This window comes from Burkholderia sp. Ac-20344 (assembly GCF_017104975.1).
Lineage (GTDB): Bacteria > Pseudomonadota > Gammaproteobacteria > Burkholderiales > Burkholderiaceae > Burkholderia.
On the sequence record NZ_JAAGPP010000016.1, the window covers coordinates 41,302 to 67,316 of the forward strand.

Sequence of the window (26,015 nt, forward strand, 5' to 3'; positions counted from 1 at the left end):
GCGTCAGTCGCGTTCCTGTACGCACACCCACGGCGATACGACGACCGCCCACAGCTCCGGATCGCGCGCCGCGTAATCGGCAGCGGTCTCGGCCGGCATGCGCGCGACGAGGCCCGCCGACAGCCAGCGCGTGACCTGCTCGGCATCGTCGGCGGCAACCGCTTCTGCGACGCTGACGAGATCGAGGTCGCGCGCAACGGACAGCAGCTTGCCCTGCGCGAAGAAGCGTTCGAGATCGCACCAGTCGATCTTGGCGGTTTCGCCGAGGAGTTTGGCGTAGAGCGGGCTGTGCGACGCGCCCGCGTCGGAGTGTTGATCAGAGGACATCGTTTTCGTGGAAAGACTGCGTGGTGGCGCCACTATAAACCATCCGGCCGGGCGGGCGGCGCGGGTGGCGGCCGGCCTACGCGTCGCGCAGCGCGCGGCGTACGATCTTGCCGGTCGCTGTCATCGGCAGACTGTCGACGAACGCGATCGCGCGCGGGTACTCGTGCGCGGCGAGGCGCGTGCGCACGTGCGCCTGCAGTGCCTGCACGAGCGCATCGTCGCCCGTGTGGCCGGGATTCAGCACGACGAACGCCTTGACGATCTCGGTGCGCGTCGCGTCGGGCACGCCGACGACGGCTGCCATCCGCACCGCCGGATGCGTCAGCAGGCAGTCCTCGATCGGACCCGGGCCGATCCGGTAGCCGGCGCTCGTGATCACGTCGTCGTCGCGGCCGACGAAGCGCACGAAACCGTCGGCGTCGATCATGCCCGTATCGCCGGTGAGCAGGTAGTCGCCAGCGAACTTGTCGCGCGTCGCATCGGCGTTGCGCCAGTATTCGAGGAACATTACCGGGTCGGGGCGGCGCACCGCGATGCGCCCTTCGACGCCCGGGGGCAGCGGCGTGCCGTCCGCATCGACGATCGCGACCGCATGGCCGGGCACCGCCTTGCCGATTGCGCCGGGCTGCGCATCGAACAGCGCCGCGCATGACGACAGCACCATGTTGCACTCGGTCTGCCCGTAGAACTCGTTGATCGTCACGCCGAGCGCGTCGCGGCCCCAGGCCGTCAGCTCGGTGCCGAGCGATTCCCCGCCGCTCGCGACCGATTTCAGCGACAGCGCGTAGCGTTCGCGCGGTGCCGCGACGGTGCGCATCAGCTTCAGCGCGGTGGGCGGCAGGAACGCGTGGGTGACGCCATGCCGTGCCATCAGCGCGAACGCCGCGTCTCCGTCGAATTTCTCGAAACGGCGGGCGAGCACGGGCACGCCGTGATGCCATGACGGCAGCAGCACGTCGAGCAGGCCGCCGATCCACGCCCAGTCGGCAGGTGTCCAGAACAGGCGTGCGTCGCGCGGGAAGCACTGCTGCGACATCTCGACGCCCGGGAGGTGGCCTGGCAGCACGCGATGCGCGTGCAATGCGCCTTTCGGTTTGCCCGTCGTGCCGGAGGTATAGATGATGACCGCCGGATCGTCGGCGGCCGTATCGGCCGGCACGAAATCGGGCGTTTCGGCGGCGAGCGCCGCGTCGTAGCGCAGCACGCCCGGCGCGTCGGGCGCATCGCCGCCGATGCAGTAGACGGTATGCAGTGCCGGAAGCTGCGCGCGCAGCGGCGCGATTTTCGCGTAGCCGGCCGCGTCGGTGACGAGCGCAGCCGCCTCGCTGTTCGCGAGCCGGTATTCGAGCGCATCGACGCCGAACAATGTGAAGAGCGGCACCGCGATCGCGCCGAGCTTGTAGGCGGCGAGGTGGGCGATGGCCGTTTCGGGGCCCTGCGCGAGAAAGATGCCGATGCGGTCGCCGCGCTGCAGGCCGGCACGCGCAAAGCTGTTCGCGAGCCGGTTAGAGGCATTCCTCAGGTCGTCGAACGTGATGCGAAAAACGTCGCCTTGCGCCGTTTCGTGGATCAGCGCGAGGCGTCCGCTGCCGTCGGCCCATTTGTCGCAGACGTCCACGCCGATGTTGTAGCGCGCCGGAATCTCCCACGCAAAGCGGGAGAGCAGGTCGTCGTAGCGGTCGGCGGCGGGCAGCATCGCGTTGTCTCCAGGGCGGTGAGCGTGGTGGCGGGCGAACGACTTACATCAGGATTTCACGCAGACAAATCCACAATGGCGTCCGAGGGTAGGGAATCTTCGTACTCGTCCAATAGTCTCGGCTCAGTGCAGGATTCCACAATGACGCATAAGATCACCTAAAAATCAGTGTGTGACCATGGATTTGCTTCTGATAGCTGCGGGGTTCAGCCTGATCGGAATCGGCGTGCTGGTGGCGTTTGCCCGTCACGTCGATCCGTTGTCCGGCCGTTTCACCGGACGTCTGCGCAAGCGCTGACACGACCTTTCCCGATTTTCACCGCGACGGCACGCGATGCGCGCCGGCATCGCGTGTCGCCCGTCGGGCGCTCAGCGCGCCGGCAGGTAGCGTGACGGGTCGATCGATCGGCCGCCGTAGCGCAGCTCGAAATGCAGCGCGACGCGATCGCTGTCGCTGTTGCCCATCTCGGCGATCGACTGCCCCTGCGTGACCGACTGGCCTTCCTTCACCAGCAGCGCGCGGTTGTGCGCGTAGGCGGTCAGGTAGTCGGCGTTGTGTTTGAGGATGATCAGGTTGCCGTAGCCGCGCAACCCGTTACCCGCATAGACCACTACACCCGGCGCGGCCGCGACCACCGATGTGCCCGGCGAGTTCGCGATGTCGATGCCCTTCGATTTCGAGCCGTCGAACGTGCGAACCACGTTGCCGGCTGCCGGCCAGATCAGCGCGATGCTCGTGGCCGGCTTGACGGCCGATTCAAGCGGTGCGGAAGGCGCGGGGCGAGCCCGGCCGGCACTGCCGGTGCCGGTGGTCGACGGCGTCGAGGCGGTGGTCGTGCCGGGCGGCGGCGCGACGCGCAGCACCTGGCCGACTTCGATCGCATCGGGGTTCGTCATCTGGTTCCAGCGCACGACGTTCGATACCGACGTGCGGTTGTCGCGCGCGATCTTGTAGAGCGTATCGCCGCGCTCGACGCGATAGAACCCGGGGCCGACAGGCGCGGAGCCGCACGCGACGAGCAGGGCGGCGCAGGCGGCTGCGAAGAATCGCTTCGTTGTTGTTCCGAACATTGAACCTCGCAAAACCCTGCCGCTCGTGACGCGGCAGGCAACACAAAACGTCCGATTTTAACGGGTTCGACCCGCGCACCGCAGTTTGGGCTGTTGTCGGGGCCGTTGCGTGCCGGTTCGGTGCGCAACGAATTGACGTATCAGCCGGTGTATCAGCCGGCGAGCGGAAGGACGCGAATCCGCAGCGTGGCGGTTTCAGTCGCGCCCGGCGCAAGCATGCGCAGCCCGAGGCCGTTGTGGATCGCATCCGGCAGGCCGAGCCACGGTTCGACGCAGTAAAAGTCCGAATCCGGCTTTTCGGTCCAGGTCGTGACCGCGTACCACGGGATCGAACCCGGCACGTCGAGCGCGATCTCGATCGTGCGGCGGCGGCCCGGCATCGCGATGCGCACGGGCGTGGCCGGCACGCCGTCGAGGCAGTGGAAGCGGTCGAGGATGTCCGGGTTGTCGAGGCGATAACGGGCTTTGCCCGGTTCGGGCGTGCTGATCGAACCGTCCGCCTGCTGCGCGCAACGATGCGTCGACGGCAGTTCGAGCGTGGTTTCGGCGCGCTCGCCGTGCGGCAGCGCGAAATAGAAATGGTGGCCGGCGTAGTAGGGCAGCGGCGTGTCGCCGCGATTGGTCGTCGTCAGTGCGACGTCGAGCGTATGCGAGTCGGCCAGCCGGTAGGTCGTTTCGAACCGGAAATCGAACGGGTAGCTGGCCCGCAGCGCGTCGGTCGCGTCGAGCGTCATCGACAGCGCGGCGCCGTCGGCCGACGGTTGCGCGGCGAACGGCAGGTCGCGCGCGAAGCCGTGCATCGGCAGGTCGCGCACCACGCCAGCGGCGTCGCGCCAGCGGCCGAGTTCGCCGTCGACGCGGTGACGGCCGAGGAATGGGAACAGCAGCGGGTTGCCGCCGCGCACGCGCGCGAGGTTGCTCCAGTCGGCCGCTTCCGGCCAGAAGATCACCGGTTCGCCGTCGACATGCCATGACAGCAGGCGGCCGCCGAATTGCGGAGCGATCCGGACGAGCGACGGGCCGGCGTGGAGTTCGTGAATGTCGTGTTGCTGGAAGGTCGGCATGGCGAATCGGGTTGGGCGGGTGGACGGGAACGGCGCGCTCCATTATCGGGCCGTGGCGGCTCGGGGAAAACCCTTCTCGGGAAATCGCGAGTTTTTAAGACTGTCAACGGTCGGGATAATGCCTCTAAACCGGTGATGTTGCCGGGTCATGACACTTCGTGGAGGGGGCCATGGATCTGGCAATGGCAATGGGTATCGCACTGTTTGGCATGTTCACCGGCAGCACGGTATTATTTTTCTATCAGCTCGGCCGCTGACGGCAATTACTGCCGAAGTCGAAAGGCCCGCCATGCAAATGGCGGGCTTTTTGCTTTCTGAGTGCTTACAAATTGCAAGCGTTTGTGTGCATTGCCGCAATATCCAGCCAAATGCCTTGGCGCAGTAATCCGGGCTCGGCATAATCGGGGCGCGTTTTTTGGGACGCGCATCGCGTCGTCCGCTTTTCTTCCCGCTCAATCTTCACTAAAAGGACCGACGCGTGAGTCTCTGGTTTCTGGTATTCCTGAGCGTCCTGCAGGGCGTCACCGAACTTTTTCCCGTTAGCAGCCTTGGCCATACGCTGCTCGTGCCGGCGCTGTTCGGCATGCACATCGACAAGCACGCACCGCAACTGCTGCCGTTCCTCGTCGCGCTGCACCTCGGCACCGCGCTGGCGCTGCTGTGGTATTTCCGTGCGCGCTGGATCGCGCTGATCGGCGGCTTCATCGCCCAGCTCGGCGGCCGCAAGAACGACGACGGGCACCTGATGTGGGCGCTGATCATCGGTACGATTCCGACCGGCATCGTCGGGCTGCTCCTCGAGAAGCGCATCGAACGCGTGTTCCACGACCTGCGGATCGTTGCGTTCGCGCTGATCGTGAACGGCGTGCTGCTGTGGCTCGGCGATCGCATTCAGCGCAGCCGCGCACATCAGGCGCCCGAAAAGATGACGTTCAAGCAGGCGTTCTTCGTGGGTCTCGCACAGATCGGCGCGCTGATTCCGGGCTTCTCGCGCAGCGGGCTGACGATGATCGCCGGCAATGCGGCGGGGCTGACGGCGGAGAAAGCCGCGGAATTCTCGTTCCTGCTCGGCACGCCGATCATTTTTGCGGCGGGTGTGCTCGAACTGCCGAAGCTGTTCCATGCGCGCGATCAGCTCGCCGATGCGCTGCTCGGCGGCGTGCTGACGGCGATCGCCGCGTACCTGAGCGTGCGGTTCCTGATGCGCTATTTCGAAGGGCGCGGCCGGCTGGCTTCGTTCGGCGTGTATTGCGTGATCGCCGGCGTGTTCTTTCTCGGCTGGTTCATGCTGCATCCGCAGCCGGTTTGATGCGAAGGCCGCTCTCGCGTAATGTGACGCGATGATCGGGTATAATTTCGGGCTCGGCCTCATGCCGGGCCTGTTTTGTTTCGGGGCTTCGAGTTGGGTGGTTCCGCCGTCGATCGAGGCCTTGTGTCAAATGCAGCCCGTGTTGGCCGTGTCTTTTCTCCCCGACCGCCCTTAGCTCAGTTGGATAGAGCAACGGCCTTCTAAGCCGTAGGTCACACGTTCGAATCGTGTAGGGCGGGCCAGTTGGATCCCTCGAAGACCTTCACCAGTCCGCCCCGGGTTACCCAACCCGTCACTCAACCGTCACCGATTTCGCCAAATTCCTCGGCTTGTCGATATCCGCCCCACGCAAGCACGCCGCGTGATACGCGAGCAATTGCAACGGCACGACGTGCAGGATCGGCGACAACAGCCCGTAGTAATCCGGCATCCGCAACACCGACACGCCTTCGCTGTTGTCGATCCGCGTATCGGCATCGGCGAACACGTAAAGCTGCCCGCCGCGCGCCCGCACTTCCTGCATGTTCGACTTCAGCTTCTCGAGCAGCGAGTCGTTCGGCGCGATCGTCGCGACGGGCATCGTATGGGTCACGAGCGCGAGCGGTCCGTGCTTCAACTCGCCCGCGGGATACGCCTCCGCGTGGATATACGAAATCTCCTTCAGCTTCAGCGCACCTTCGAGCGCGATCGGGTAGTGCAGCCCGCGCCCGAGAAACAGCGCATTCTCGTGCTGCGAGAATTCCGCCGCCCAGCGTTCGATCTGCGGCTCGAGCCCGAGCACGTCTTCGAGCGCGCTGGGCAGCCGCCGCAGTTGCATCGCGTAGCGCGCGAGCTGCGCATCGTCGACGTAGCCGCGCAGCCGCCCGAGCGTGACGGCGAGAATGAACAGCGCGACGAGCTGCGTCGTGAACGCCTTGGTCGACGCGACACCGATTTCCGGGCCGGCCCTTGTCAGGAAGCGCAGGCCGGCCTGCCGCATCATCGCGCTGGTCGGCACGTTGCAGATCGCCAGCGTGTCGATGTGGCCGAGCGCCTGCGCGTACTTGAGCGCGGCGAGCGTGTCGGCGGTCTCGCCGGATTGCGATACGCTCACCACCAGCGTATTCGGCATCGCGAGCGCGTCGCTGTAACGGTATTCGCTCGCGATCTCGACCTGCGCGGGCACGCGCGCGATCGTCTCGAGCCAGCGGCGCGCGGTCAGGCCGGAATAGTGACTCGTGCCGCACGCGAGAATCAGCACGTTGTCGATCTGTTCGAACGCCCGCGCGGCGTCGGGCCCGAATACGGCAGGATCGAACAGCCCCGCATCCGGGATGGTCGCCGCCACGGCCTGCGGTTGCTCGAAAATCTCCTTCTGCATGAAATGCCGGTACGGCCCGAGTTCGACCGCCGCCTGCGCGGATGAAATGGTCTGCACCGCGCGCTCGACCGGCGCGCCGCTGCGATCGAGCACGCGCACGCCGCCCGGCGTCAACTCGACGATGTCGCCTTCCTCGAGAAAGATGAAGCGGTCGGTGATGCCGGCGAGCGCGAGCGCGTCGGACGCGAGAAAGCATTCGCCGTCCTTCACGCCGACGACGAGCGGCGAGCCGACCCGCGCGCCGATCAGCCGCTGCGGCTCGTTCTTGCTGAACACGGCGATCGCGTAGGCGCCGTGCAACTGCGACGTCGCCGCGCGCACGGCGGCGAGCAGGTCGCCACGATACTTGCTGTGGATCAGGTGCGCGACGACCTCGGTGTCGGTCTGGCCATCGAACTCGTAGTGCTCGTCGGAAAGTTGCTTGCGCAACGTTTCGTGATTCTCGATGATGCCGTTGTGCACGAGCGCGATTTCGTCGCGCGAGAAGATCGGATGCGCGTTGCAGGTTGCCGGCGCGCCGTGCGTTGCCCAGCGCGTGTGCGCGATGCCGGTGCTGCCGGCGAGGCCGGCGGTGCGCACGTGCGCGTCGAGATCGGCGACGCGCGACACGCTGCGCTCGCGACGCGCCTGCCCGTCGACGACCGTCGCCACGCCGCATGAATCGTAGCCGCGATATTCGAGGCGACGCAAACCTTCAATCAGAATCGGGACGATGTCCCGTTGCGCGACCGCGCCGACGATGCCACACATACACGTCTCCTTCCCTTTCAGTGATCATCAACCGCGCGCACCGTTGCGTCAGCGCGATGCGGTTGCCGTTGCCGCCGCCGTCGTGAATCCGCATCGAGCGGGTGCGACGGGGGCAGCCATCCGGTTTTCGAATGCCAGATAAAGCGACTCCTCCAGTACGTTCCAGTGTGCGTCGTGCCGGTACGGCCCCGATCGTGCCTGCCAGCACGCGACCGTGCCCCAATCGTTCATCTTGAGCGCGACCAGCGCGATCAAGCTCCACGGATAATCGGTGTTGGCAAGTTGATGCCAGCTCTTGCCGTACTTCCGCATCCACTGCGAATAGATCGTCTCGTTCGATTTTTCGGGTACCTGAATACCGGACAAGAGAGGGAGGATCTGCGCGATCTTCGCCGGATAAAAGCTCGTATCGCTGACCTGCAGCGTGCTGGCGCGAAAGCCGGAGGCAGTGCCGCGCCAGAACACCTTCAGGATCGCGGATGCAAGCTGGTCGGCGCGCTGGATCCACGGGCCTGCACGCATGTGGTCGGCGCGCCGGACGTAGTACGCCGCGAGCGCCTGGAACGCGCTGTGTACCTCGACGTTGTCCATCAGCAGCGCGACGTGCAGCGACGACGAGATCTGATAGACCCCGGAGGGCTTGTCGAGCAGCGTGTCCAGATGCATGCCAGCGCGGTTCAGGCTGAGTTCCCACGCGGCGGGCAAGCCATCGGGCGGCGCGAAGCGGGCGAGCAATTCGATCCAGGTCGCCATCATCGCGTCGTCGGTTTCCGCTTCGGCACATGCGCGGTAGCGGCCGTTCTTCACGCAGTAGCGATCGAAGCCGCCATCCGGACGCTGGCGCGGCAGCAACCATGCGATCCACGCGAGTGCGGCCTGACGGGCATCGAGTTGCGCGTCGGACGCGGCGAGCAGCGCCTTCGCCGCGAAATACGGATCGACGCCGATGCCGTTCAGGCGCACGGTGATCGCACCGTCGGCGCGTTGGTACAGCCCGTCGAGCCGGAGTTCGGTGGCGCTCGCGTGCAGTACGAAGCCGCACGCGGCGATACAGGAGGCGACGTGCCACAGGCGGCACAGCGCGACGGTGGCCGCTACGCGTGCGCGTGCGGTCGGGCAAAGCGCGGGCCGGTTCATGATCTGGGGCTCCTGCGCGGCGGTCCTGTGCAATCGTCGCCGGGCGCGGCGTTGGCCGCGTCGCGCCCGGCGAGCGTGTCGACGTTGTGGCTCGGCTCACCGTGGTACCGGTAAACCCGAGGCGGGTAGCGATATGTGCGTGCACGGGCCGGTTCTTTATATCGGAACCGAAACCCGGCTCGCAGATCGCGCGTACTTCAACAGGACACTTCGGCACGTTCGGCGCGCAGGAGCGCTTGTCTTTCGCTCCAGGCGGACGCGTCGCGTTTCGTCCCGGTTTCTTTGCCTGGGTGTCCCCGTTCGACCGCTGTCGGGCGAGCGCTGCGAGGCACACCTGACTGTCACTAAGCAAGGCGTGAGCCATCGGCCGCGATGCCGCCCGCAGCAAGGGGCAGGGGGGGCGGCCGGGTGCCTCGCGCGGCCGGCGGCGGCAATTTTTGATTCATCGAAGAATCAGCGTGCGCGCAGGCCGAATGTCCGCGCGCGATCGGCGTTGCGGCCCGCATGCGTCGTGCGGCGAGCCAATTGTCTGCCGAACCTGTGCCGCCTTGGCAGCACGACACTGAGCGGTGGCGTGCCTCACGCCGGTCGTTGCGTGTACATCGGCCGGGATGCAGGTGCGTTCCGGCCGGTCGCATGCTTTGCATGAACCGGATCCCGGTGTAATGACCCCGTTCCGGATCTGCGTTACACATTCGCAACATTTCCGACCCGCCGATTCGTGCGACGTGAACGACGTTGCATGTCGGGTAAATCCCTCATGCATGACCGCGGCAAGGCGGTCGATTGCGTCGCCCACTGCGCAGATAAGAGTGGTGGAACAAGGAAAAGCAACGCGCTTCGACAGATGCGTGAGATCCGATGCGCAATGGACGCTCGACACGAGTTCGTGAATCGTCGGACGACGATGCCAAAGGGGCCGTGCGACTGCCCGAATGTTTGCCTGTATGCGCCTGAGCGGCGATGCGAAACGCGTAGCAGTTGTGAAACATTCCGTCGCGCGCCACGTGTGCGCGGTGCGTGCGGTGCGAAGCGGACGCGGCCGCAGGGCGGCTGGTTTGAATTTTGCTGTAGTGGAAGGGGCGTGATTTGACGAACAGACGTGACGCCTGGCCGCGCGAGGAACGACTCATGACGTGACGGATCAAGTGCAACGAGACGCCGGTAGTACGACGATTCGCGTGGCGTAGACCGCGCAGACAGGGCGGCGCGCTCGCTCCGAGGCACCACAACGTGGCGACCGCGTGCGAGTACGGGAGGCGCCACCTGATTACATGCTTCGCGCCACGAGCAGGGTCATTCAGCGCGAAACGGCTCAACGAGGATAACGATGAAAAAGATTTTGCTTGTGTTCGGGACTCGGCCGGAGGCCATCAAGATGGCACCGCTGGTGCGTGCATTGAAGGCACAAGCGGGTGTCGACGCCAGGGTATGCGTGACCGCGCAGCACCGCGAAATGCTCGATCAGGTGCTGACGCTGTTCGACATCACGCCCGACTACGATCTCAACGTGATGCGGCAAAGTCAGACACTGACCGACGTCACGACCGGCATTCTGCAGGCAATCGGCATCGTCTTCGACGAATTGCGTCCGGATGTCGTGCTGGTACACGGCGACACGACGACTACGCTGGCGGTCAGTCTCGCGGCGTTCTACCGCTATCTGCCGGTCGGCCACGTGGAGGCTGGCTTGCGCAGCGGCGACATCTGGTCGCCTTGGCCGGAGGAATTGAACCGCCGCGTGACCGATGCGGTGTCGTCATGGCATTTCGCGCCGACCGGGCAGGCACGCGACAATCTGCTCAGCGAGGGCGTGCCGGGCGGGGCGGTCGTGCTGACCGGCAACACCGTGATCGATGCGCTGCACGACGTCAAGCGCATGCTGGATCACACCACGGAGTTGTCGGAGAAGGTCGCGAGACAGTTTCCGTTTCTCGAACCGTCGCGGCGCGTCGTGCTGATCACCGGGCATCGTCGTGAAAGTTTCGGCGAGCCGTTCCAGAATTTCTGCGATGCGCTGTGCACGCTCGCGAACCGCTATCCCGACGCGCAGTTCGTCTATCCGCTGCACATGAATCCGAACGTGCGGGAGCCGGCGCGCGCACGGCTCGGCCACCTGTCGAACATCTACCTGATCGAGCCGCAAGAGTATCTGTCGTTCGTATTCCTGATGTCGCGCGCGCATTTCATCATCACCGATTCGGGCGGCATTCAGGAAGAGGGGCCGGCACTGGGCAAGCCGGTGCTGGTCACGCGCGACACGACGGAGCGGCCCGAGGCGATCCAGGCGGGCACCGCGCGGCTCGTCGGCACCGATCACGAGCGGATCGTGTGGGAGGCGTCACGGCTGTTCGACAGCGAGAGCGCTTACGGGGAAATGGCGCGCGCCAGCAATCCGTATGGCGACGGTCATGCGAGCGAGCGGATCGTTCACGCGCTGATGCGCAATCCGGGGGTACCCACGAAGGCGACGAGCTTTTCGATGGGGGCGTCGGAGATGCCGTTCAACGCGCTCACGTTGGGGTTGCAGGCGTTGCGGTCGCCGTGAGCGTGGTGGGGTAGCCGCATGCCGTGCGAGCGGGATGTCCGGCGATCACTTGCGTGCGGATGCGATCAAGCGTGCCGGGTCGACCGATCGCGCGAAAGTGCTCGCGGCGATGGCAGCCACGCAGTTTGACAAGGTGACCGGGAGGATTGCGTTCGATTCTCGCGGCGACCTGAAGAATGCCGCGATCACGATCTATCGCTTCAAGGACCACAAGAAGGCTGTGGCGGACGTGGTCCGGATGTAACGAAGCATCGCCGCGAACCACCGGCACCTTGATTCGCGGGACGCCCCCTCCGGGCGTGGCGCTCGAATCACTTGGGCACGCGCAACGTCCTTCGTGGATGGGGCGGCTGCCTCGCGTCCCCATCGCACCGCTCGCCGGAACCGGCTCGTCAGCCGGTCCCGTCCGCATGACGCACGTCATGCGTCATCGAATCCTTCTCGACATTTCCCCGGTTCGCCACGTCAGTCACGATACGTGCCGACGGCGCAAAACTGCCGCACATCAGTTAGAGTTGGAGCCCGGGCCATTCTGCAGATGATTCTGGCTCCCCGGAGCGATGTCGACGCCGCCGGGGCCGAACATGGCGCGCAGGCGCCGCGATCCGGGGTGCCGTTTCTGGCAGTCCCGACATGGCAGCGTTGCCTGAATGACGGTTTGCATGGGGCAGAATCCGGGCTGGTGCGTGTCCGCTATCAATCCGGATTGCATGCCCGATAGCCGCCCCCGGCCAGCCGCGCCGATAACAACGCATCGACCGCCGGTTCTGCCGGCGGAGCAGTCCATAAGACGGCACCGGGCCGGCGCAGTAGAACGCACCCGCTGCCGTTCGAATCCCCACCCGGCACCCGTAGTGCGATGCGGGCGCCTCGAACAGGAGGTGAACGATGATCACGCTGACCGTCAACGGTAGCGAGCGGCACTTCGACGGCAATCCCGACATGCCGTTGCTCTGGTATCTGCGCGATGTGCTCGGCCACACCGGCACCAAGTTCGGTTGCGGCATGGCACTGTGCGGCGCCTGCACCGTGCACCTCGACGGCGTTGCGATCCGGTCGTGCATCACACCGGTCGCTGCCGCTTCCGGCAAGCGCGTGACGACGATCGAGGGACTGTCGACGGACCTGACTCATCCGCTGCAGCAGGCCTGGCAGGAACTGAACGTCGCGCAGTGCGGCTACTGCCAGTCCGGGCAGATCATGCAGGCCGCGTCGCTGCTGACGACGAATCCCCATCCGAGCGACGCCGACATCGACGATGCGATGTCCGGCAACATCTGCCGCTGCGGCACCTATACGCGCATTCGCGCGGCGATCCGCCTGGCCGTGCGCCGCGGAGGTGCCGCATGAGCGCGCCCGAACTCTCCGTCCAGAACGAAAGCCGCCGCGCGCTGCTGCTCGGCTTCGCGTCCGGCGGGCTGTTGCTCGCGTTCGGCGTGCCGTCGCTCGTCCATGCGGCTGCACCGGTGCAGCCCCCCGTCAGCGCGAATCCGCAGTATGGCGGCGCGGGGATGCCGCACGGGTTGCGCGACGATCCACACCTGTTCGTCGCGATCGCGCCCGATGGTACGGTCACCGTGACCTGCATCCGCTCCGAAATGGGGCAGGGCGTGCGCACGAGCGTCGCGCTCGTGGTGGCGGACGAGCTGGGCGCGGACTGGGCACGCGTGAAGGTCGCGCAGGCCGTCGGCGACGAGCCGCGCTACGGCAACCAGAATACCGACGGGTCGCGCAGCCTGCGCCAGAGCTTTGCCGCGTTGCGCCGCGCGGGCGCGGCCGCGCGCACGATGCTCGAACAGGCTGCCGCCGCGGCGTGGGGTGTCGATGCGCGTCAGGTCAAGGCGACGGTGCACGAGGTCGTCGACACGAAGAGCGGACGCAAGCTCGGCTTCGGCGAACTGGCGGCGAAAGCGGCCGCGCTGCCGGCGCCGGATCCGGCAACGGTGGTGCTGAAAGCGCCGGCCGAGTTTCGCTATATCGGCAAGGGCAAAACGGCGCTGATCGACGGACGCGACATCGTCGGCGGCCGTGCGCACTACGGGATCGACACGCGGCTCGATGGGATGCTGTATGCGGTCGTCGCGCGACCGCCGGCTTACGGCGACACGGTGGCGTCGTTCGACGCATCGACCGCGGAGAAGCTGCCGGGCGTCGTCAAGGTCGTGCAGCTCGCGCCGACGCCGCTGCCGTCCGGTTTCCAGCCGCTTGGCGGCGTAGCCGTCGTCGCGCGCGATACGTGGACAGCGATCCAGGCACGCGCGCAACTGAAGATCGACTGGAAGCGCGGACCCAACGCAGACTACGACTCGGCCGCGTATCGCAAGACGCTCGAAGCGGCCGCCGCGCAACCGGGCGACGTGATCCGCAACGACGGGGACGCAGCGGCGGCGCTGGCCGGCGCCGCGAAACGCGTGCGGGCGACGTACTACATCCCGCATCTCGCGCACGCGACGATGGAGCCGCCTGCGGCCGTCGCGCGCGTGGCCGACGGCCGCTGCGAAGTGTGGACCTGCACGCAGGCGCCGCAGACCACGCGCGACGAGGTCGCGAAAGCGCTCGGATTGCCGACGGAACGCGTGACGGTCAACGTAACACTGCTCGGCGGCGGGTTCGGCCGCAAGTCGAAGCCCGACTACGTGGTGGAGGCGGCGCTGCTGTCGAAGGCGCTCGGCGCGCCCGTCAAGCTGACGTTCACGCGCGAGGACGACATCGCGCACGACTATTTCCATGCGGTGTCGCTCGAAGCGTTCGACGGCGGGATCGATGCGTCGGGGAAAGTGGTGGCGTGGCAGCATCGCACGGTCGCGCCGTCGATCCAGTCGACGTTCAGGGCCGGCGTCGTGCACGAGCAGCCGGGCGAGCTCGCGCAGGGGATCGCCGACCTGCCGTTCGCGATTCCGAACGTGCGGATCGAGAATCCGGCCGCGGAAGCGCACACGCGGATCGGCTGGTTCCGCTCGGTCTACAACATCCCGCATGCATTCGGCATCCAGAGCTTCGTGTCGGAACTGGCACACGCGGCCGGCCGCGACCCGAAGGATTTTCTGCTCGACCTGATCGGGCCCGCGCGGCGTTTCGAGCCGCACATCACGGTGAAGAACGTGAACTACGGCGAGGACCCCGCGCTGTATCCGGTCGATACCGGGCGGCTGCGGCGCGTGGTCGAGACGGTCGCGCGCGAAGCCGGCTGGGGGCGCAAGCTGCCGAAGGGGCACGGGCTTGGAATCGCCGCGCATCGCAGCTTCGTGTCGTATACGGCGGCGGTGTGCGAGGTGCAGGTCGATGCCGACGGCAGGATTTCAGTGCCGCGGGTCGACATCGCGATCGACTGCGGGCCGCAGGTCAATCCGGAGCGCGTACGTTCGCAGCTCGAGGGCGCGGTCGTGATGGGGCTCGGCATCGCGCTGCACGGCGAGATCACGTTCAAGGACGGTCATCCGGAGCAGAGCAACTTCAACGGCTTCCAGGTGCTCAGAATGAACGAAGCACCGCGCGAAATCCGCGTACATCTCGTCGCGCCGGACGATTTTGCGACGCCGCTCGGCGGCGTGGGCGAGCCGGGCCTGCCGCCTGTCGCGCCGGCGCTGACCAATGCGATCTTCGCGGCGACCGGCACGCGCATCCGCAGCCTGCCGGTTGCCGATCAACTGGCGAAGCCGCACGCGGGTTGACGCACAATATTCCCCACGCCGGGCCGCATCATGCGGCCCGGTGCACATCGACCCCTGAGCAAGGAGCGTGACGTGGCCTCGTCCGAAGTCAGTGTGAAGCAGTCGGTTTCCCCCGCCGAATGGGATGCGCGAGTCCACCTCGCGGCGGCCTATCGTCTCACTGCGCTGTTCGGCTGGGACGATCTCGTGTTCACCCATATTTCCGCGCGCGTGCCCGGCCCGGAGCACCATTTCCTGATCAACCCATACGGGATGATGTTCGACGAGATCACGGCATCGTCGCTGGTGAAGGTAGATCTCGACGGACGCAAGGTGTCCGAATCACCGTGCGAAATCAACCCGGCCGGCTTCACCATCCACAGCGCGGTGCATGCGGCCCGCGACGACGCGCTGTGCGTGATGCATACGCATTCGATCAACGGCGTCGCGGTGTCGGCGCAGGAAGCGGGGCTGCTGCCGCTGTCGCAGCAGTCGCTCGGCGTGCTCGCGTCGCTCGGTTACCACGACTACGAGGGCATTGCGCTCAACGAGGGCGAGAAGGCGCGCCTCGTGCGCGACCTCGGCGCCAACACGAACCTGATGCTGCGCAACCACGGCCTGCTGACCGTCGGCGCGACGCCGGCAGACGCGTTCGTCGCGATGTACTTCTTCGAAGCGGCCTGCATGATCCAGGTCCGCGCGCAGGCCGGCGGCACCGCGCTGTTGCCGATCGCGCAACCGATTCTCGACGGCATCAAGCAGCAGATCGCCGCGGTGACGCGCGGGATGGGGGCCGGCGCGCTCGTCTGGCCCGGCTTGCTGCGCCGGCTCGATCGGCGCAATCCCGGTTACGCGGACTAGGGTATCCGTCGTTGTCGTTTGCGAACGACCGTGCTAAATTCCTGCCGTCATTCGCAATCACGGACCCTTCATTCGGCTGACGAGGCCGGCACCCCGGGAGGCAGCACGATGAGCTTGTTGATGTCGCGACGCGATCTCGCGTTCCTGCTGTATGACTGGCTCGACGCGGAAGCGCTCGTCGCGCTGCCGCGTTACGCGGAGCACAGTCGCGAGACGTTCGATGCGGTGCTCGATACCAGCGAGCGGATTGCCGAAGACCTGTTCGCGCCGCATGCGGCGCGCGGCGACCGCGAGGAGCCGCAGTTCGACGGCGAGCGCGTGACGCTGATCCCGGACGTCGAGCCGGCCGTGCGCGCCTTTGCGGACGCCGGGCTGATCGCCGCGGGCCAGGATGAAGCGCTCGGCGGCATGCGTTTGCCGAAGCTGGTCGAAGCCGCTTCGTTCCTGTACTTCCAGGCCGCGAACATCGCGACGGCCGCCTATCCGTTCCTGACCGTCGCCAACGCGAACCTGCTCGTCGCACACGGCAGCCCCGCGCAGATCGACGCGTTCGCCCGCCCGGAACTGGAAGGGCGCTACCTCGGCACCATGTGCCTGTCCGAGCCGCAAGCCGGTTCGTCGCTGTCCGACATCGCGACGCGTGCGGATTTCGAAGGCGACTCGCCGCTCGGCCCGCGCTACCGGCTGACCGGCAACAAGATGTGGATCTCGGGCGGCGAACACGAGCTGACGGAGAACATCGTCCACCTCGTGCTCGCGAAGATTCCCGACGAGCACGGCCGGCTGTTGCCCGGCACGCGCGGCATCTCGCTGTTCATCGTGCCCAAGTACCTGCCGGGCACCGGCGGCGCGGCGCAGGGCGAGCACAACGACGTGGTGCTCGCCGGGCTGAACCACAAGATGGGCTATCGCGGCACCACCAACTGCCTGCTGAACTTCGGCGAAGGCACGCGCTACCGCCCGGAAGGGCGGGCAGGCGCAATCGGCTATCTGGTCGGCCAGCCGAACCACGGCCTGGCGTATATGTTCCACATGATGAACGAAGCGCGCATCGGTGTCGGCGCGGGCGCGGTGGCGCTCGGCTACACGGGTTATCTGCACGCGCTCGACTACGCGCGGAACCGGCCGCAGGGGCGCCCGCTCGGGCCGGCCGGCAAGGATGCCGCCGCGCCGCAGGCGCCGATCGTCGCGCATCCGGACGTGCGGCGCATGCTGCTCGCGCAGAAGGCCTATGTCGAAGGCGGTCTCGCGCTGATCCTGTACTGCGCGAAGCGGGTCGACGAAGCACGCGCGCACGACGACGCGGACGTACGCGCCCATGCCGCGCGCCTGCTCGACATCCTGACGCCGATCGCGAAAAGCTGGCCGTCGCAGTGGTGTCTCGCCGCGAACGACCTCGCGATCCAGGTGCACGGCGGTTATGGCTATACGCGCGATTACGCGGTCGAGCGGCTCTATCGCGACAATCGTCTCAATCCGATTCACGAAGGCACGCACGGGATCCAGGCGCTCGACCTGCTGGGCCGCAAGGTCGTACAGGACGATGGCGCATTGCTGCACGCACTCGATGCACGAATCGGCGCGACTGTCGAACGTGCGCGCATGCTCGATGCCGGCCTGCATGAGCAGGCCGATGCGCTGGCGCAGCGCTGGGCGCGGCTGGTCGACGTCACGCGACAGCTGGGTGCGATCGGCGATCCGCAGGTGCGGCTCGCGAACGCGAGCGTCTATCTGGAAGCGTTCGGCCATCTCGTCGTCGCGTGGCTGTGGCTCGACGTGACGCTCGCCGCGCACGGGCAAGCCGGCGATTTCCACGACGGCAAGCGAGCGGCGGCCCGCTATTTCTTCCGCTGGGAACTGCCGAAAGTGGATGCGCAGCTCGATCTGCTGTCCAGCGTCGATACGACGACGCTCGACATGCGCGACGCGTGGTTCTGAAGATTGCTTCACCGACATTCCGGAAGGCTGACGATGTCGCGGATGCCGATTCCGCCGGCTGCCGCGTACGCGTCGTGAACCGGCCGTGAGGACGTGCCCCGCAGGCTGACCCGATGCCTGCCTACGCCGCACAAGGAGAGAGACGAACATGAAAGCCCTGTTGTGTACCGCATTCGGCCCGATCGACCGCTTGCGCATCGAGGACGTGGCGATTCCCGAACCGGCCGCGGGCCAGGTCCGGATTCAGGTGAAGGCCGCATCGCTCAACTTTCCCGACGCGCTGATCGTGCAGGGGTTGTATCAGGCGAAGCCGGCGCTGCCGTTTTCGCCGGGCGCCGAATTCGCCGGCGTGATCGACGCGGTGGGCGAAGGCGTGACCGCGTGGCGGCCGGGCGATTCGGTGGTCGCGTTCACCGGGCACGGCGGGTTCGCGCAACAGTGCGTGGCCGACGTGCACCAGATTGCCGCGCTGCCGCCGGGCATGACGTTCGAGCAGGGCGCGGCGCTCGTGCTCGCATACGGCACGTCGCTGCACGCATTGCAGCAGCGTGCGCGGCTGCAACCGGGCGAGACGTTGCTCGTGCTGGGCGCGGCGGGTGGCGTCGGCCTCGCCGCGATCGAGATCGCGAAGGCGCTCGGCGCGCGCGTGATCGCGGCGGCGTCGAGTGCGGACAAACTGGCGCTGTGTCGTGACGCGGGGGCCGACGAGACGATCGACTATGCGACCGAAGACCTGCGCCGCCGGGTAGACGAATTGACTGGCGGGCGCGGTGCGGACGTCGTCTACGATCCGGTGGGCGGCGCCTACAGCGAAGCGGCGCTGCGCGCGACCGCGTGGCACGGCCGGTTCCTCGTGGTCGGTTTCGCGGCCGGCGACATCCCGAAGATCGCGCTGAACCTGGCGCTGCTCAAGGAGCGCGACATTCTCGGCGTGTTCTGGGGCGATGCGGTGCGCCGCGATCCGAAGCAGCATGTCGCGAACATGCGCCTGCTTGCCGAATGGTTCGCGGCCGGCAAGGTGCGGCCTGCGATCACCGAGCGCGTGCCGCTGGCCGGTGCGGCCGACGCGATCGCGCGGATGGCGAACCGGCAGGTGAAGGGCAAGGTGGTGATCCTGCCGGACGCCTGACCGGCCTTCCGCGCGCGCCGCGCTCGCCGGTGGGCGCCACGCGGCTGCGGTCAGGGGCTCGTGCGCGTTACGCGATCTGCTGCAGAAGGGCCGCGACCCGCTGCCCGAGCGCGCGATGCTGATCGGCCGCGAAGTGAACGCCGTCCACCGGGCTGACCTCGATGATCGTGCCGGCATCGAGAAAGTGCGCACCGGCATCGCTTGCCACCTGTTCGTACCGCTTCGCGAGCTGCCGCGACTTCGCTGCGCCGCCCGCGAAGATCTCGCCGAGGAAGCCGACCTCGACGATCGGGGCGGGCGCCATCAGCACGAGCTTCGGTGACGCACCGGACGGGCCGGCACGGCACGCAGCGATCTCGGCAAGCAGCACGCCGACGGAATTTGCGATGTCTGCGGGCGTGACCGAGAAGCGTGTCTTCAGATCGTTCGTCCCGAGCATCAGCACGACGACATCGACGGGCAAGTGGCTTTCGATGCACGGGCGCAGATACGACAAGCCGTTCTTGTGCCGGCCTTCGATCGGATCGTCATGCACGGTCGTCCGCGCGGGCAACCCTTCTTCGATGACGCGCCAGCCCGCGCCGAGGGTGTGCGCCAGCACGCCGGTCCAGCGTTCGTCGCGTGCGAACCGCTCCAGTACGCCGGCATGCGTCATCGGGCGCGTGCCATGGGTATTCGAATCGCCGTAGCAGAGCACGGTTTTCTGCGTCATCGTCATCTCCTCCGTCTGTCGTTCAGTCTTTCGGCAAGCGCAGCACGTCGAGTGCGTGCTGCGAAAATTCGACCCAGAACCGCTCGTTCGCGATGCCGGCCTGCAGTACCAGGTGCTGCAGGCGCTTCGTGCGCGAATCCGCATCTTCCGAAAAATCGCGCGCCTCGATCTGCAGGTACAGGTCGAGCTTCTCCTGGTGCAGCGCGATGCGCCGCCTGATTTCGTCCTCAAGGCCGGCCGGGCCGAGCACCGCCTCGGCGCGCAGGCGCACCATCAACGCTTCGCGCAGCGGCGTCGGATCTTCCTGTTCGGCGATCCAGCGCCGCAACTCCTTCTTGCCGGCCGGCAGGATCCGGTACGCGCGCTTGCGGCCGCGCCCCGATTCGGCGGGCAGCGATTCGATCCAGCCCATTTCCTCGAGACGCCCCAGCTCGCGATAGATCTGCTGGTGCGTCGCCTGCCAGAAATAGCCGATCGAGCGATCGAAACGGTCGGCGAGTTCGGAGCCTGAACCGGGGCGTTCGGCGAGGGCGGTGAGAAGTGCGTGGGGCAGGGACATGTCGGATCGGAGGAGGCCGCGAATGAACCGCATCTTGCCATATCGGGGCCATGGTACAAGACGGTGGCTTCGTTTATGCAACGGGTTGCATAAAAAAGGGTGAGGGACTACCATCTGTGCAACTTGTTGCATAAAAATGGAGACCCCCGATGACACCGCGCTATCCGCATCTGACGACCCCGCTCGAGCTCGGCTTCACGTCGCTCAGGAACCGTGTACTGATGGGGTCGATGCACGTGGGCCTCGAGGAAGCGCCGAACGGCTTCGAGCGGATGGCGGCGTTCTACGCGGAGCGCGCACGCGGCGAGGCCGGCCTGATCGTCACGGGTGGATTTGCGCCGAACGAGCGGGGCCGTCCGGCGCCCGGCGGCGCGATGCTGACGACCGAAGCGGAAGCCGAGCGTCATCGCGTCGTGACGCGCGCGGTGCATGCAGAGGGCGGCAAGATCGCGCTACAGATCCTGCATTTCGGGCGCTACGCGTATCATCCGGCGCTTGCCGCCCCGAGCGCACTGAAGGCGCCGATCAACCCGTTCACGCCGCATGCGCTGAGTAGCGATGAAGTCGACGAGACGATCGCCGATTTCGTGCGATGCGCGGCGCTCGCGCAGCATGCGGGCTACGACGGTGTCGAGATCATGGGGTCCGAAGGCTACCTGATCAACGCATTCATCGCCGCGCGCACCAACCATCGCGACGACGCATGGGGCGGCGCTTACGAGAACCGCATCCGTTTCCCGGTCGAGATCGTGCGGCGCGTGCGCGAGCGCGTCGGGGCGAACTTCATCGTGATCTACCGGCTGTCGATGCTCGATCTCGTCGAAGGCGGCTCGACGCTCGACGAGGTGATCCGTCTCGCGCAGGCGATCGAAGCGGCCGGTGCGACGATCATCAATACGGGCATCGGCTGGCATGAGGCGCGCATCCCGACCATCGCGACGAAGGTGCCGCGTGCTGCGTACGCCTGGGTCACGCGGCAATTGATGGGCAAGGTCGGCATCCCGCTCGTCGCGACCAACCGGATCAATACGCCGGAAGTCGCGGAGCAACTGCTCGCCGACGGCTATTGCGACATGGTGTCGATGGCGCGGCCGTTTCTCGCCGACGCCGAGTTCGTCCGCAAGGCGCGCGAAGGCCGTGCGGACGAAATCAACACGTGCATCGGCTGCAACCAGGCGTGCCTCGACCATACGTTCAGCGGCAGGATCACGTCGTGTCTCGTCAATCCGCGCGCGTGCCATGAAACCGAGCTCGTGATTCGCCCCGCGCAGCAGCGCAAGCGGATCGCGGTGGTCGGCGCCGGGCCGGCGGGCCTCGGCTTCGCGGTCACCGCAGCCGAGCGCGGCCATGCGGTGACGCTGTACGAAGCCGGCGCCGAGATCGGCGGCCAGTTCAACATCGCGAAGAAGGTGCCCGGCAAGGAAGAATTCAACGAGACGCTGCGCTATTTCCGCCGGCAGATCGAACTGCGCGGCGTGACGCTCCACGTCAATACGCGTGCGACCGCCGAGATGCTGTTGCAGGGCGAATTCGACGAAGTGGTGATCGCGACGGGCATCGTGCCGCGTACGCCGCCGATCGACGGCGTCGCGCATGCGAAGACGCTCGGTTACCTCGACGTGCTGCGCGACGGCCAGGCCGTGGGCCGCAGCGTCGCGATCGTCGGTGCCGGCGGCATCGGCTTCGACGTCGCGGAATATCTCGCTCATCGCGAAGACGGAGAACAGGTCGACGCGAACCGGTTCTTCGCCGAGTGGGGTGTCGACCCGTCGTATGCGAACGCAGGCGGCGTGCGCCATGCGCGGCCCGAGCCGGCGGCGCGGCAGATTCATCTGCTGCAGCGCAAGGCGTCGAAAGTCGGCGACGGGCTCGGCAAGACCACCGGATGGATCCACCGCACGGCACTGAAGGCGCGCGGCGTCGGGATGTCGTCGGCGGTGACCTACCGGCGCATCGATGACGACGGCTTCCACGTGACGATCGATGGCGTCGAGCAGACATTGCCGGTGGACAACGTCGTGATCTGCGCGGGACAGGAGCCGTTGCGCGAACTGGCGGAGCAACTGGAGGCCGCCGGGCGCAAGGTTCACGTGATCGGTGGCGCGTACGAGGCCGCCGAGCTCGACGCGAAGCGCGCGATTCACCAGGGCACGACGCTTGCCGCCACCCTTTGAGATTTGAGACCGACTCGTTTCCTTTCCGCCCGACGATACAGGAGTCTTCGATGACGAACGCACCGCTGCATCTTCAACCCGCTGTCGCACAATCGCTCGACACGTGGCACGCGATGATCGAACGCAAGGATTTTGGCGCACTGGAATCGATCGTCCATCCGGACGCCGTGTTCCGTTCGCCGATGGCGTTCAAGCCGTACGGGCCGGCGCCCGCGCTGTTGATGGCGCTGCGCACGGTGATCACGATCCTCGAGAATTTCACCTATCACCGCCAGTTCGTCACCGATGACGGCCAGAGCGTGGTGCTGGAGTTCAGCGCGAGCATCGGCGGCAAGGCGCTGAAGGGGATCGACATGATCCGCTTCGACGACGACGGGCGAATCGTCGAATTCGAGGTCATGATCCGGCCGTTCAATGCGCTGCAGGCGCTCGGCGCGGAAATGGGCGCGCGGCTCGGGCAGCAGTTGCCTGCGTTCAAGGTCGGCGGCTGAGTCGGGCCACGGCCCCTCGGCTGCGCGATCGAGGTTGGTTTCCTGCATGCCGATCGCCTTCAACGAGACCGGCGCACCGTTGTCGAGCGCCAGTGCGTAGAGGCCACGCGCCGCGTCGTTCGTGCCGATCGTGCGGGCGATCCGCTGCATCGCGTCCGGCGCGTGCGCGCGAATGCCTTCTTCGGCAACGAGGCTCATCACCGGATTCGCGTTGTTCGTGTAGAGGCCTTCCGCTGCGTGCGCGATCGCATTGAGGCCGCTCGTCACGGACAGCTCGACGGGCAGCGTGACGGTGAGTGCGGGATCGTAGATCACCGTTTTCGGCAGGACGCGTGCATCGGAGCCCGTGCGCTTGCGGCCGCCTTCGGTCAGGCCGTCGATCGGCGTCATTTCGCTGCCGGCGTACGTCGTCGGTATCGCGAGGATCGGCAGGCTGCTTTCGAGCGCGATCGCCTTGCCAAGGCCGATCGTCGAGCCGCCGCCGATCGCGATCGCGCAATCCGCGTCGCACGACTGGGCGAACGCCTGCGCATCGCGGGCGATCTCGATCGGCACGTGCATCGTCGCGCGATCGTACAGCCCGGCCGCACGCGCGCCGAGCCGCTCGGCGATGCGTTGCGCGAGGTCGCGCTGTTCCGGCGTACAGAGCGCGAGCGCGCGCTGCGTACCGCGTTCCAGTACTTCGCGTTCGAGATGATCGAGGCTGACCGCACCGAAGATCACGCGAGCGGGGCGTGCCTGATAGATGAAATTCATGTCGTCGTCACTCCGTTGCGTAGTCGACCTGGTGGCGCGCGATGCGCAGGCCGGCCAGTGCGTCGCGTACGCGTGCGTGTTCGGGATGCGTCGCGTAGCCGTCGAGTGCTTCGCGCGACTCGAATTCGGCGACGAGAATCAGGTCGCACGCGTAATCGGCCGCACTGAAATCCGCGCCGACCTCGAGCCGCGTCATGCCCGGAATCCGGCCGCGCAGGCTTTCGAAGGCGGTCTTGACGGTGGCGCGCGACACGGCTCGCTCGCTTTCGGTCGTGCCTGCGACGTTCCACATCACGACGTGCCGGATCATGCGGCGCGCTCCGCTGGATTGAGCACGAAGTCGTAGTCGAGCGTGTAGAACGGCGTCTCCATGCGCGATCCATCCGGCGCGATGCCGGGCGCATGCCGGGCCCAGTCGGCGACGAGCGTCGACCGTACGCCGAATACTGCATCGGAGTCGAGATAGCGATCGCCGTCGCGGAACACGTGCGTGATCAGCGTTTCGTGGCCGCGTGCCTCGATCATGAAGTGCAGGTGCGCGGGGCGCCACGGATGGCGGCCGAGCGCGTCGAGCATCGCGCCGACGGGGCCGTCGTGCGGAATCGGATACGGCTCGGCGAGGATCGAGCGGAATGCGTAACGGCCATCGGCGCCGCTGCGCAGCCGGCCGCGCGCGCGATGCGTGACCGATCCGTCGCCGGCCGGAAGCTGCACGTCGTAGTGCCCGTCCTCGTCGGCTTGCCAGACTTCCAGCGAGGCGTGCGCGATCGGCATGCCGTCGATGTCGCGCACATGGCCCGATACGAAACAGGGCTCGCCGCATGCGCCGTTCGCGATGTCGTCGAACATCCCGAAGTCGCGGCTGCCTTCGACGTAGAACGGACCGACGACGGTCGCCTCCGTGCAGCCGGCCGGCTTCGCATGGTTCTGCGCGGTGACGAGGGTCGACAGCCCGAGCACGTCGGACAGCAGGATGAACTCCTGGCGCTTGTCGTCGGTGATGTGGCCGACGGCGGTCAGGAAGCCGACCGCGGCGTGCCATTCGGCCTCGGTGAGCCTCGTTTCCCGCGCAAACGAATGCAGGTGCTGGACGAGACTGGTCATGACCGTGCGCAACCGCTCGTCGCGACAGCCGCCCAGCGATGCGATCACGGCCTGCGTAATGGTGTCTTCGTTGAGATTGCGCATTGGGGGTGTCTCCTGATCTCGTTGGATGGCGCGTTGACGTAACATTAATTCCTCCCTCGGCCGCAAAAAAGATGGTCTGGAGGAGTTTTGTTCTCCGCCAGGTGGAAGAATCGAACGCATGGACAAGTGGACGCAGATCGAATTTTTCGTGCAGGTCGCCGAGCTGGGCAGCCTGTCGAAGGCCGCCGAGCGGCTCGGGATGTCGAGCGCGGCGGCGAGCCGCTGCCTGAACGCGCTGGAGGAGCGGCTGGGGGCGCGGCTCGTCGAGCGCACCACGCGCCGCCTGTGGCTGACCGACGCGGGGCACGAGTACCACCGGCGCTGCGTCGCGATCCTGATGGAACTGTCGGAGGCCGATGCGGCGGTCAACGAAGCGAGCGTCAATCCGGCCGGCACGCTGCGCGTGACCGCTTCGGTATCGTTCGCGTCGATCTATATCGCACCGGCATTGCCGGAGTTTCACCGGCGCTACCCGAACCTGAACGTGCAGATCGTCGCGGCGAACCGCTACCCGGATTTCATCGAGGCCGGCATCGACGTGGCGATCCGCACGCGCGAGCATGAAGCGGATTCGGGCATCACCGTGCGCAAGCTCGCCGAGACGCGGCGCGTGCTGGCCGCGTCGCCCGGATATCTGGCGAAGCACGGCGCACCGGCGACGCCCGATGCGCTGTGCGACCATCGGCTGCTGGTCTACAACCTCGCGAACGATCCGTACGTATTGCACTTCCGCCACGGCGCGAAGAAGCAGTCGGTCACGATCAAGAGCGTGCTCGATGCGAACGAAGGGCAGGTGATCCGCGCCGCGGCGCTTGCCGGGCTCGGCATCCTGATCCAGCCGCTCTACATCATTCACGGCGATATCGTCGCGGGGAAGCTGGTGCCGGTGCTCACCGACTGGCAGTTGCCGGCGCTCACCGTCAACATCGCGTACCAGAGCCGCCGTCACCAGCCGGCGAAGATCCGCGTGTTCACCGAGTTCCTGATCGAGCGTTTCGAGCGCCTCGGGCTCGCGCGCAAATGGAAGGCAGTCGGCCGCTGAACGCGGGCCGGCGCCACGGCGTCGCTCAGACGTCGGGCGTGGTCGTGAAATACCCGCACGAGTTCGCGGTGCGCAACCGGCCGCAGGGCGACAAGCTGTGGGTGCGGTTCAGTTTTCCGCTGTAGGCGCGGCGTACGACCCCGGCCGCACACACCCGGGCCGGGACAACCTGACAAAATCCTGACGAATTAAGATGATATATTGTATCATCCGGGGTTTGCGCCACCGTCGGGCCGGGCTCTCCGGCACGGCC

21 protein-coding genes, 1 tRNA gene and 2 pseudogenes are annotated in these 26,015 nt (G+C 66.6%); 13 read left to right on the forward strand and 11 right to left on the reverse strand.

Translation table 11 applies throughout. The annotated features are described in order from the left end of the window. Nucleotides 1-3: 3 nt before the first annotated feature. From G3N64_RS07985 to G3N64_RS08000, 4 genes are all read right to left on the reverse strand, one after another. Complete coding sequence (locus G3N64_RS07985; protein WP_205783340.1) at nucleotides 4-327, reverse strand: DUF2288 domain-containing protein; 324 nt, start codon at nucleotides 325-327, stop codon at nucleotides 4-6. Between the two features lie 76 nt (nucleotides 328-403). Then, on the reverse strand, nucleotides 404-2,023 hold the full coding sequence (locus G3N64_RS07990) for an acyl-CoA synthetase (protein ID WP_205783341.1): 1,620 nt from the start codon (nucleotides 2,021-2,023) through the stop codon (nucleotides 404-406). A 369-nt stretch (nucleotides 2,024-2,392) separates the two neighbouring features. Further along, entirely contained in the window at nucleotides 2,393-3,094 is a 702-nt protein-coding gene (locus G3N64_RS07995; RefSeq protein ID WP_205783342.1) for a peptidoglycan DD-metalloendopeptidase family protein, read from the reverse strand. A 152-nt stretch (nucleotides 3,095-3,246) separates the two neighbouring features. After that, nucleotides 3,247-4,158: an aldose epimerase gene (locus G3N64_RS08000; protein ID WP_205783343.1), complete on the reverse strand. Its 912-nt coding sequence runs from the start codon at nucleotides 4,156-4,158 to the stop codon at nucleotides 3,247-3,249. A 478-nt stretch (nucleotides 4,159-4,636) separates the two neighbouring features. Here G3N64_RS08000 and G3N64_RS08005 point away from each other — a divergent pair, with 478 nt between their 5' ends. Further along, entirely contained in the window at nucleotides 4,637-5,467 is an 831-nt protein-coding gene (locus tag G3N64_RS08005) for an undecaprenyl-diphosphate phosphatase (protein WP_205783344.1), read from the forward strand. Nucleotides 5,468-5,632: 165 nt separating this feature from the next. Further along, nucleotides 5,633-5,709: transfer RNA gene (locus G3N64_RS08010), tRNA-Arg, on the forward strand. Nucleotides 5,710-5,759: 50 nt separating this feature from the next. Here G3N64_RS08010 and glmS read toward each other — a convergent pair. Further along, complete coding sequence (gene glmS / locus G3N64_RS08015) at nucleotides 5,760-7,577, reverse strand: glutamine--fructose-6-phosphate transaminase (isomerizing) (RefSeq protein WP_205783345.1); 1,818 nt, start codon at nucleotides 7,575-7,577, stop codon at nucleotides 5,760-5,762. Between the two features lie 48 nt (nucleotides 7,578-7,625). After that, nucleotides 7,626-8,714 carry a hypothetical protein gene (locus G3N64_RS08020; protein ID WP_205783346.1) on the reverse strand — a complete coding sequence of 363 codons (1,089 nt, stop codon included), beginning with the start codon at nucleotides 8,712-8,714 and terminating at the stop codon, nucleotides 7,626-7,628. A 1,330-nt stretch (nucleotides 8,715-10,044) separates the two neighbouring features. Between G3N64_RS08020 and wecB the strand changes: the two genes are divergently transcribed. From wecB to G3N64_RS08055, 7 genes and pseudogenes are all read left to right on the forward strand, one after another. Beyond that, complete coding sequence (wecB, locus tag G3N64_RS08025; RefSeq protein WP_205783347.1) at nucleotides 10,045-11,262, forward strand: UDP-N-acetylglucosamine 2-epimerase (non-hydrolyzing); 1,218 nt, start codon at nucleotides 10,045-10,047, stop codon at nucleotides 11,260-11,262. 46 nt (nucleotides 11,263-11,308) lie between these two features. Further along, nucleotides 11,309-11,506 (forward strand): annotated as a pseudogene (locus tag G3N64_RS08030) (branched-chain amino acid ABC transporter substrate-binding protein); the annotation flags it as partial. 644 nt (nucleotides 11,507-12,150) lie between these two features. After that, nucleotides 12,151-12,612: a (2Fe-2S)-binding protein gene (locus G3N64_RS08035; RefSeq protein ID WP_205783349.1), complete on the forward strand. Its 462-nt coding sequence runs from the start codon at nucleotides 12,151-12,153 to the stop codon at nucleotides 12,610-12,612. Continuing rightward, nucleotides 12,609-14,933, forward strand: a complete 2,325-nt coding sequence (locus G3N64_RS08040) for a molybdopterin cofactor-binding domain-containing protein (protein ID WP_205783350.1) — start codon at nucleotides 12,609-12,611, stop codon at nucleotides 14,931-14,933. Before G3N64_RS08035 ends, G3N64_RS08040 begins: the two co-directional genes overlap by 4 nt. Nucleotides 14,934-15,005: 72 nt before the next feature. Continuing rightward, entirely contained in the window at nucleotides 15,006-15,773 is a 768-nt protein-coding gene (locus G3N64_RS08045) for a class II aldolase/adducin family protein (protein ID WP_205783351.1), read from the forward strand. 108 nt (nucleotides 15,774-15,881) lie between these two features. Beyond that, on the forward strand, nucleotides 15,882-17,711 hold the full coding sequence (locus tag G3N64_RS08050; protein WP_205783352.1) for an acyl-CoA dehydrogenase: 1,830 nt from the start codon (nucleotides 15,882-15,884) through the stop codon (nucleotides 17,709-17,711). A gap of 148 nt (nucleotides 17,712-17,859) precedes the next feature. Further along, nucleotides 17,860-18,840 carry an NADPH:quinone oxidoreductase family protein gene (locus G3N64_RS08055; RefSeq protein WP_205783353.1) on the forward strand — a complete coding sequence of 327 codons (981 nt, stop codon included), beginning with the start codon at nucleotides 17,860-17,862 and terminating at the stop codon, nucleotides 18,838-18,840. A 67-nt stretch (nucleotides 18,841-18,907) separates the two neighbouring features. On the opposite strand, the gene G3N64_RS08060 is transcribed toward G3N64_RS08055, so the two are convergent. Further along, nucleotides 18,908-19,552 (reverse strand): SGNH/GDSL hydrolase family protein, encoded by a 645-nt coding sequence (locus tag G3N64_RS08060; RefSeq protein ID WP_205783354.1) that lies wholly within the window; start codon nucleotides 19,550-19,552, stop codon nucleotides 18,908-18,910. Nucleotides 19,553-19,574: 22 nt separating this feature from the next. Continuing rightward, nucleotides 19,575-20,111: a PadR family transcriptional regulator gene (locus G3N64_RS08065; RefSeq protein WP_205783355.1), complete on the reverse strand. Its 537-nt coding sequence runs from the start codon at nucleotides 20,109-20,111 to the stop codon at nucleotides 19,575-19,577. Between the two features lie 149 nt (nucleotides 20,112-20,260). On the opposite strand from G3N64_RS08065, the gene G3N64_RS08070 reads away from it, so the two are divergent. Further along, nucleotides 20,261-22,285, forward strand: a complete 2,025-nt coding sequence (locus G3N64_RS08070; RefSeq protein ID WP_205783356.1) for an NADPH-dependent 2,4-dienoyl-CoA reductase — start codon at nucleotides 20,261-20,263, stop codon at nucleotides 22,283-22,285. A 50-nt stretch (nucleotides 22,286-22,335) separates the two neighbouring features. Beyond that, nucleotides 22,336-22,776 carry a nuclear transport factor 2 family protein gene (locus G3N64_RS08075; RefSeq protein WP_205783382.1) on the forward strand — a complete coding sequence of 147 codons (441 nt, stop codon included), beginning with the start codon at nucleotides 22,336-22,338 and terminating at the stop codon, nucleotides 22,774-22,776. A 15-nt stretch (nucleotides 22,777-22,791) separates the two neighbouring features. On the opposite strand, the pseudogene G3N64_RS08080 reads toward G3N64_RS08075, so the two are convergent. The 3 genes and pseudogenes from G3N64_RS08080 to G3N64_RS08090 all read right to left on the reverse strand — a co-directional run. Further along, a pseudogene (locus G3N64_RS08080) lies at nucleotides 22,792-23,532 on the reverse strand (iron-containing alcohol dehydrogenase); the annotation flags it as partial. 7 nt (nucleotides 23,533-23,539) lie between these two features. Then, nucleotides 23,540-23,842, reverse strand: coding sequence for a Dabb family protein (locus G3N64_RS08085; protein ID WP_205783357.1), 303 nt, complete (start codon nucleotides 23,840-23,842; stop codon nucleotides 23,540-23,542). Then, nucleotides 23,839-24,720 (reverse strand): intradiol ring-cleavage dioxygenase, encoded by an 882-nt coding sequence (locus G3N64_RS08090; RefSeq protein WP_205783358.1) that lies wholly within the window; start codon nucleotides 24,718-24,720, stop codon nucleotides 23,839-23,841. The genes G3N64_RS08085 and G3N64_RS08090 overlap by 4 nt, the downstream gene beginning before the upstream one ends. A 118-nt stretch (nucleotides 24,721-24,838) precedes the next feature. On the opposite strand from G3N64_RS08090, the gene G3N64_RS08095 reads away from it, so the two are divergent. Continuing rightward, on the forward strand, nucleotides 24,839-25,762 hold the full coding sequence (locus G3N64_RS08095; RefSeq protein ID WP_205783359.1) for a LysR family transcriptional regulator: 924 nt from the start codon (nucleotides 24,839-24,841) through the stop codon (nucleotides 25,760-25,762). Then, on the forward strand, nucleotides 25,741-25,887 hold the full coding sequence (locus G3N64_RS08100) for a hypothetical protein (RefSeq protein ID WP_205783385.1): 147 nt from the start codon (nucleotides 25,741-25,743) through the stop codon (nucleotides 25,885-25,887). Before G3N64_RS08095 ends, G3N64_RS08100 begins: the two co-directional genes overlap by 22 nt. Nucleotides 25,888-26,015: the final 128 nt, after the last annotated feature.

Excerpts from the sequence above, each read along its gene's own strand:
- G3N64_RS07985 (WP_205783340.1), bottom strand. The coding sequence starts at position 327 with ATGTCCTCTGATCAACACTCCGACGCGGGCGCGTCGCACAGCCCGCTC.
- G3N64_RS07990 (WP_205783341.1), bottom strand. The coding sequence starts at position 2,023 with ATGCTGCCCGCCGCCGACCGCTACGACGACCTGCTCTCCCGCTTTGCG.
- G3N64_RS07995 (WP_205783342.1), bottom strand. The coding sequence starts at position 3,094 with ATGTTCGGAACAACAACGAAGCGATTCTTCGCAGCCGCCTGCGCCGCC.
- G3N64_RS08000 (WP_205783343.1), bottom strand. The coding sequence starts at position 4,158 with ATGCCGACCTTCCAGCAACACGACATTCACGAACTCCACGCCGGCCCG.
- glmS (WP_205783345.1), bottom strand. The coding sequence starts at position 7,577 with ATGTGTGGCATCGTCGGCGCGGTCGCGCAACGGGACATCGTCCCGATT.
- G3N64_RS08020 (WP_205783346.1), bottom strand. The coding sequence starts at position 8,714 with ATGAACCGGCCCGCGCTTTGCCCGACCGCACGCGCACGCGTAGCGGCC.
- wecB (WP_205783347.1), top strand. The coding sequence starts at position 10,045 with ATGAAAAAGATTTTGCTTGTGTTCGGGACTCGGCCGGAGGCCATCAAG.
- G3N64_RS08035 (WP_205783349.1), top strand. The coding sequence starts at position 12,151 with ATGATCACGCTGACCGTCAACGGTAGCGAGCGGCACTTCGACGGCAAT.
- G3N64_RS08040 (WP_205783350.1), top strand. The coding sequence starts at position 12,609 with ATGAGCGCGCCCGAACTCTCCGTCCAGAACGAAAGCCGCCGCGCGCTG.
- G3N64_RS08050 (WP_205783352.1), top strand. The coding sequence starts at position 15,882 with ATGAGCTTGTTGATGTCGCGACGCGATCTCGCGTTCCTGCTGTATGAC.
- G3N64_RS08055 (WP_205783353.1), top strand. The coding sequence starts at position 17,860 with ATGAAAGCCCTGTTGTGTACCGCATTCGGCCCGATCGACCGCTTGCGC.
- G3N64_RS08060 (WP_205783354.1), bottom strand. The coding sequence starts at position 19,552 with ATGACGCAGAAAACCGTGCTCTGCTACGGCGATTCGAATACCCATGGC.
- G3N64_RS08065 (WP_205783355.1), bottom strand. The coding sequence starts at position 20,111 with ATGTCCCTGCCCCACGCACTTCTCACCGCCCTCGCCGAACGCCCCGGT.
- G3N64_RS08070 (WP_205783356.1), top strand. The coding sequence starts at position 20,261 with ATGACACCGCGCTATCCGCATCTGACGACCCCGCTCGAGCTCGGCTTC.
- G3N64_RS08075 (WP_205783382.1), top strand. The coding sequence starts at position 22,336 with ATGACGAACGCACCGCTGCATCTTCAACCCGCTGTCGCACAATCGCTC.
- G3N64_RS08085 (WP_205783357.1), bottom strand. The coding sequence starts at position 23,842 with ATGATCCGGCACGTCGTGATGTGGAACGTCGCAGGCACGACCGAAAGC.
- G3N64_RS08090 (WP_205783358.1), bottom strand. The coding sequence starts at position 24,720 with ATGCGCAATCTCAACGAAGACACCATTACGCAGGCCGTGATCGCATCG.
- G3N64_RS08095 (WP_205783359.1), top strand. The coding sequence starts at position 24,839 with ATGGACAAGTGGACGCAGATCGAATTTTTCGTGCAGGTCGCCGAGCTG.
- G3N64_RS08100 (WP_205783385.1), top strand. The coding sequence starts at position 25,741 with ATGGAAGGCAGTCGGCCGCTGAACGCGGGCCGGCGCCACGGCGTCGCT.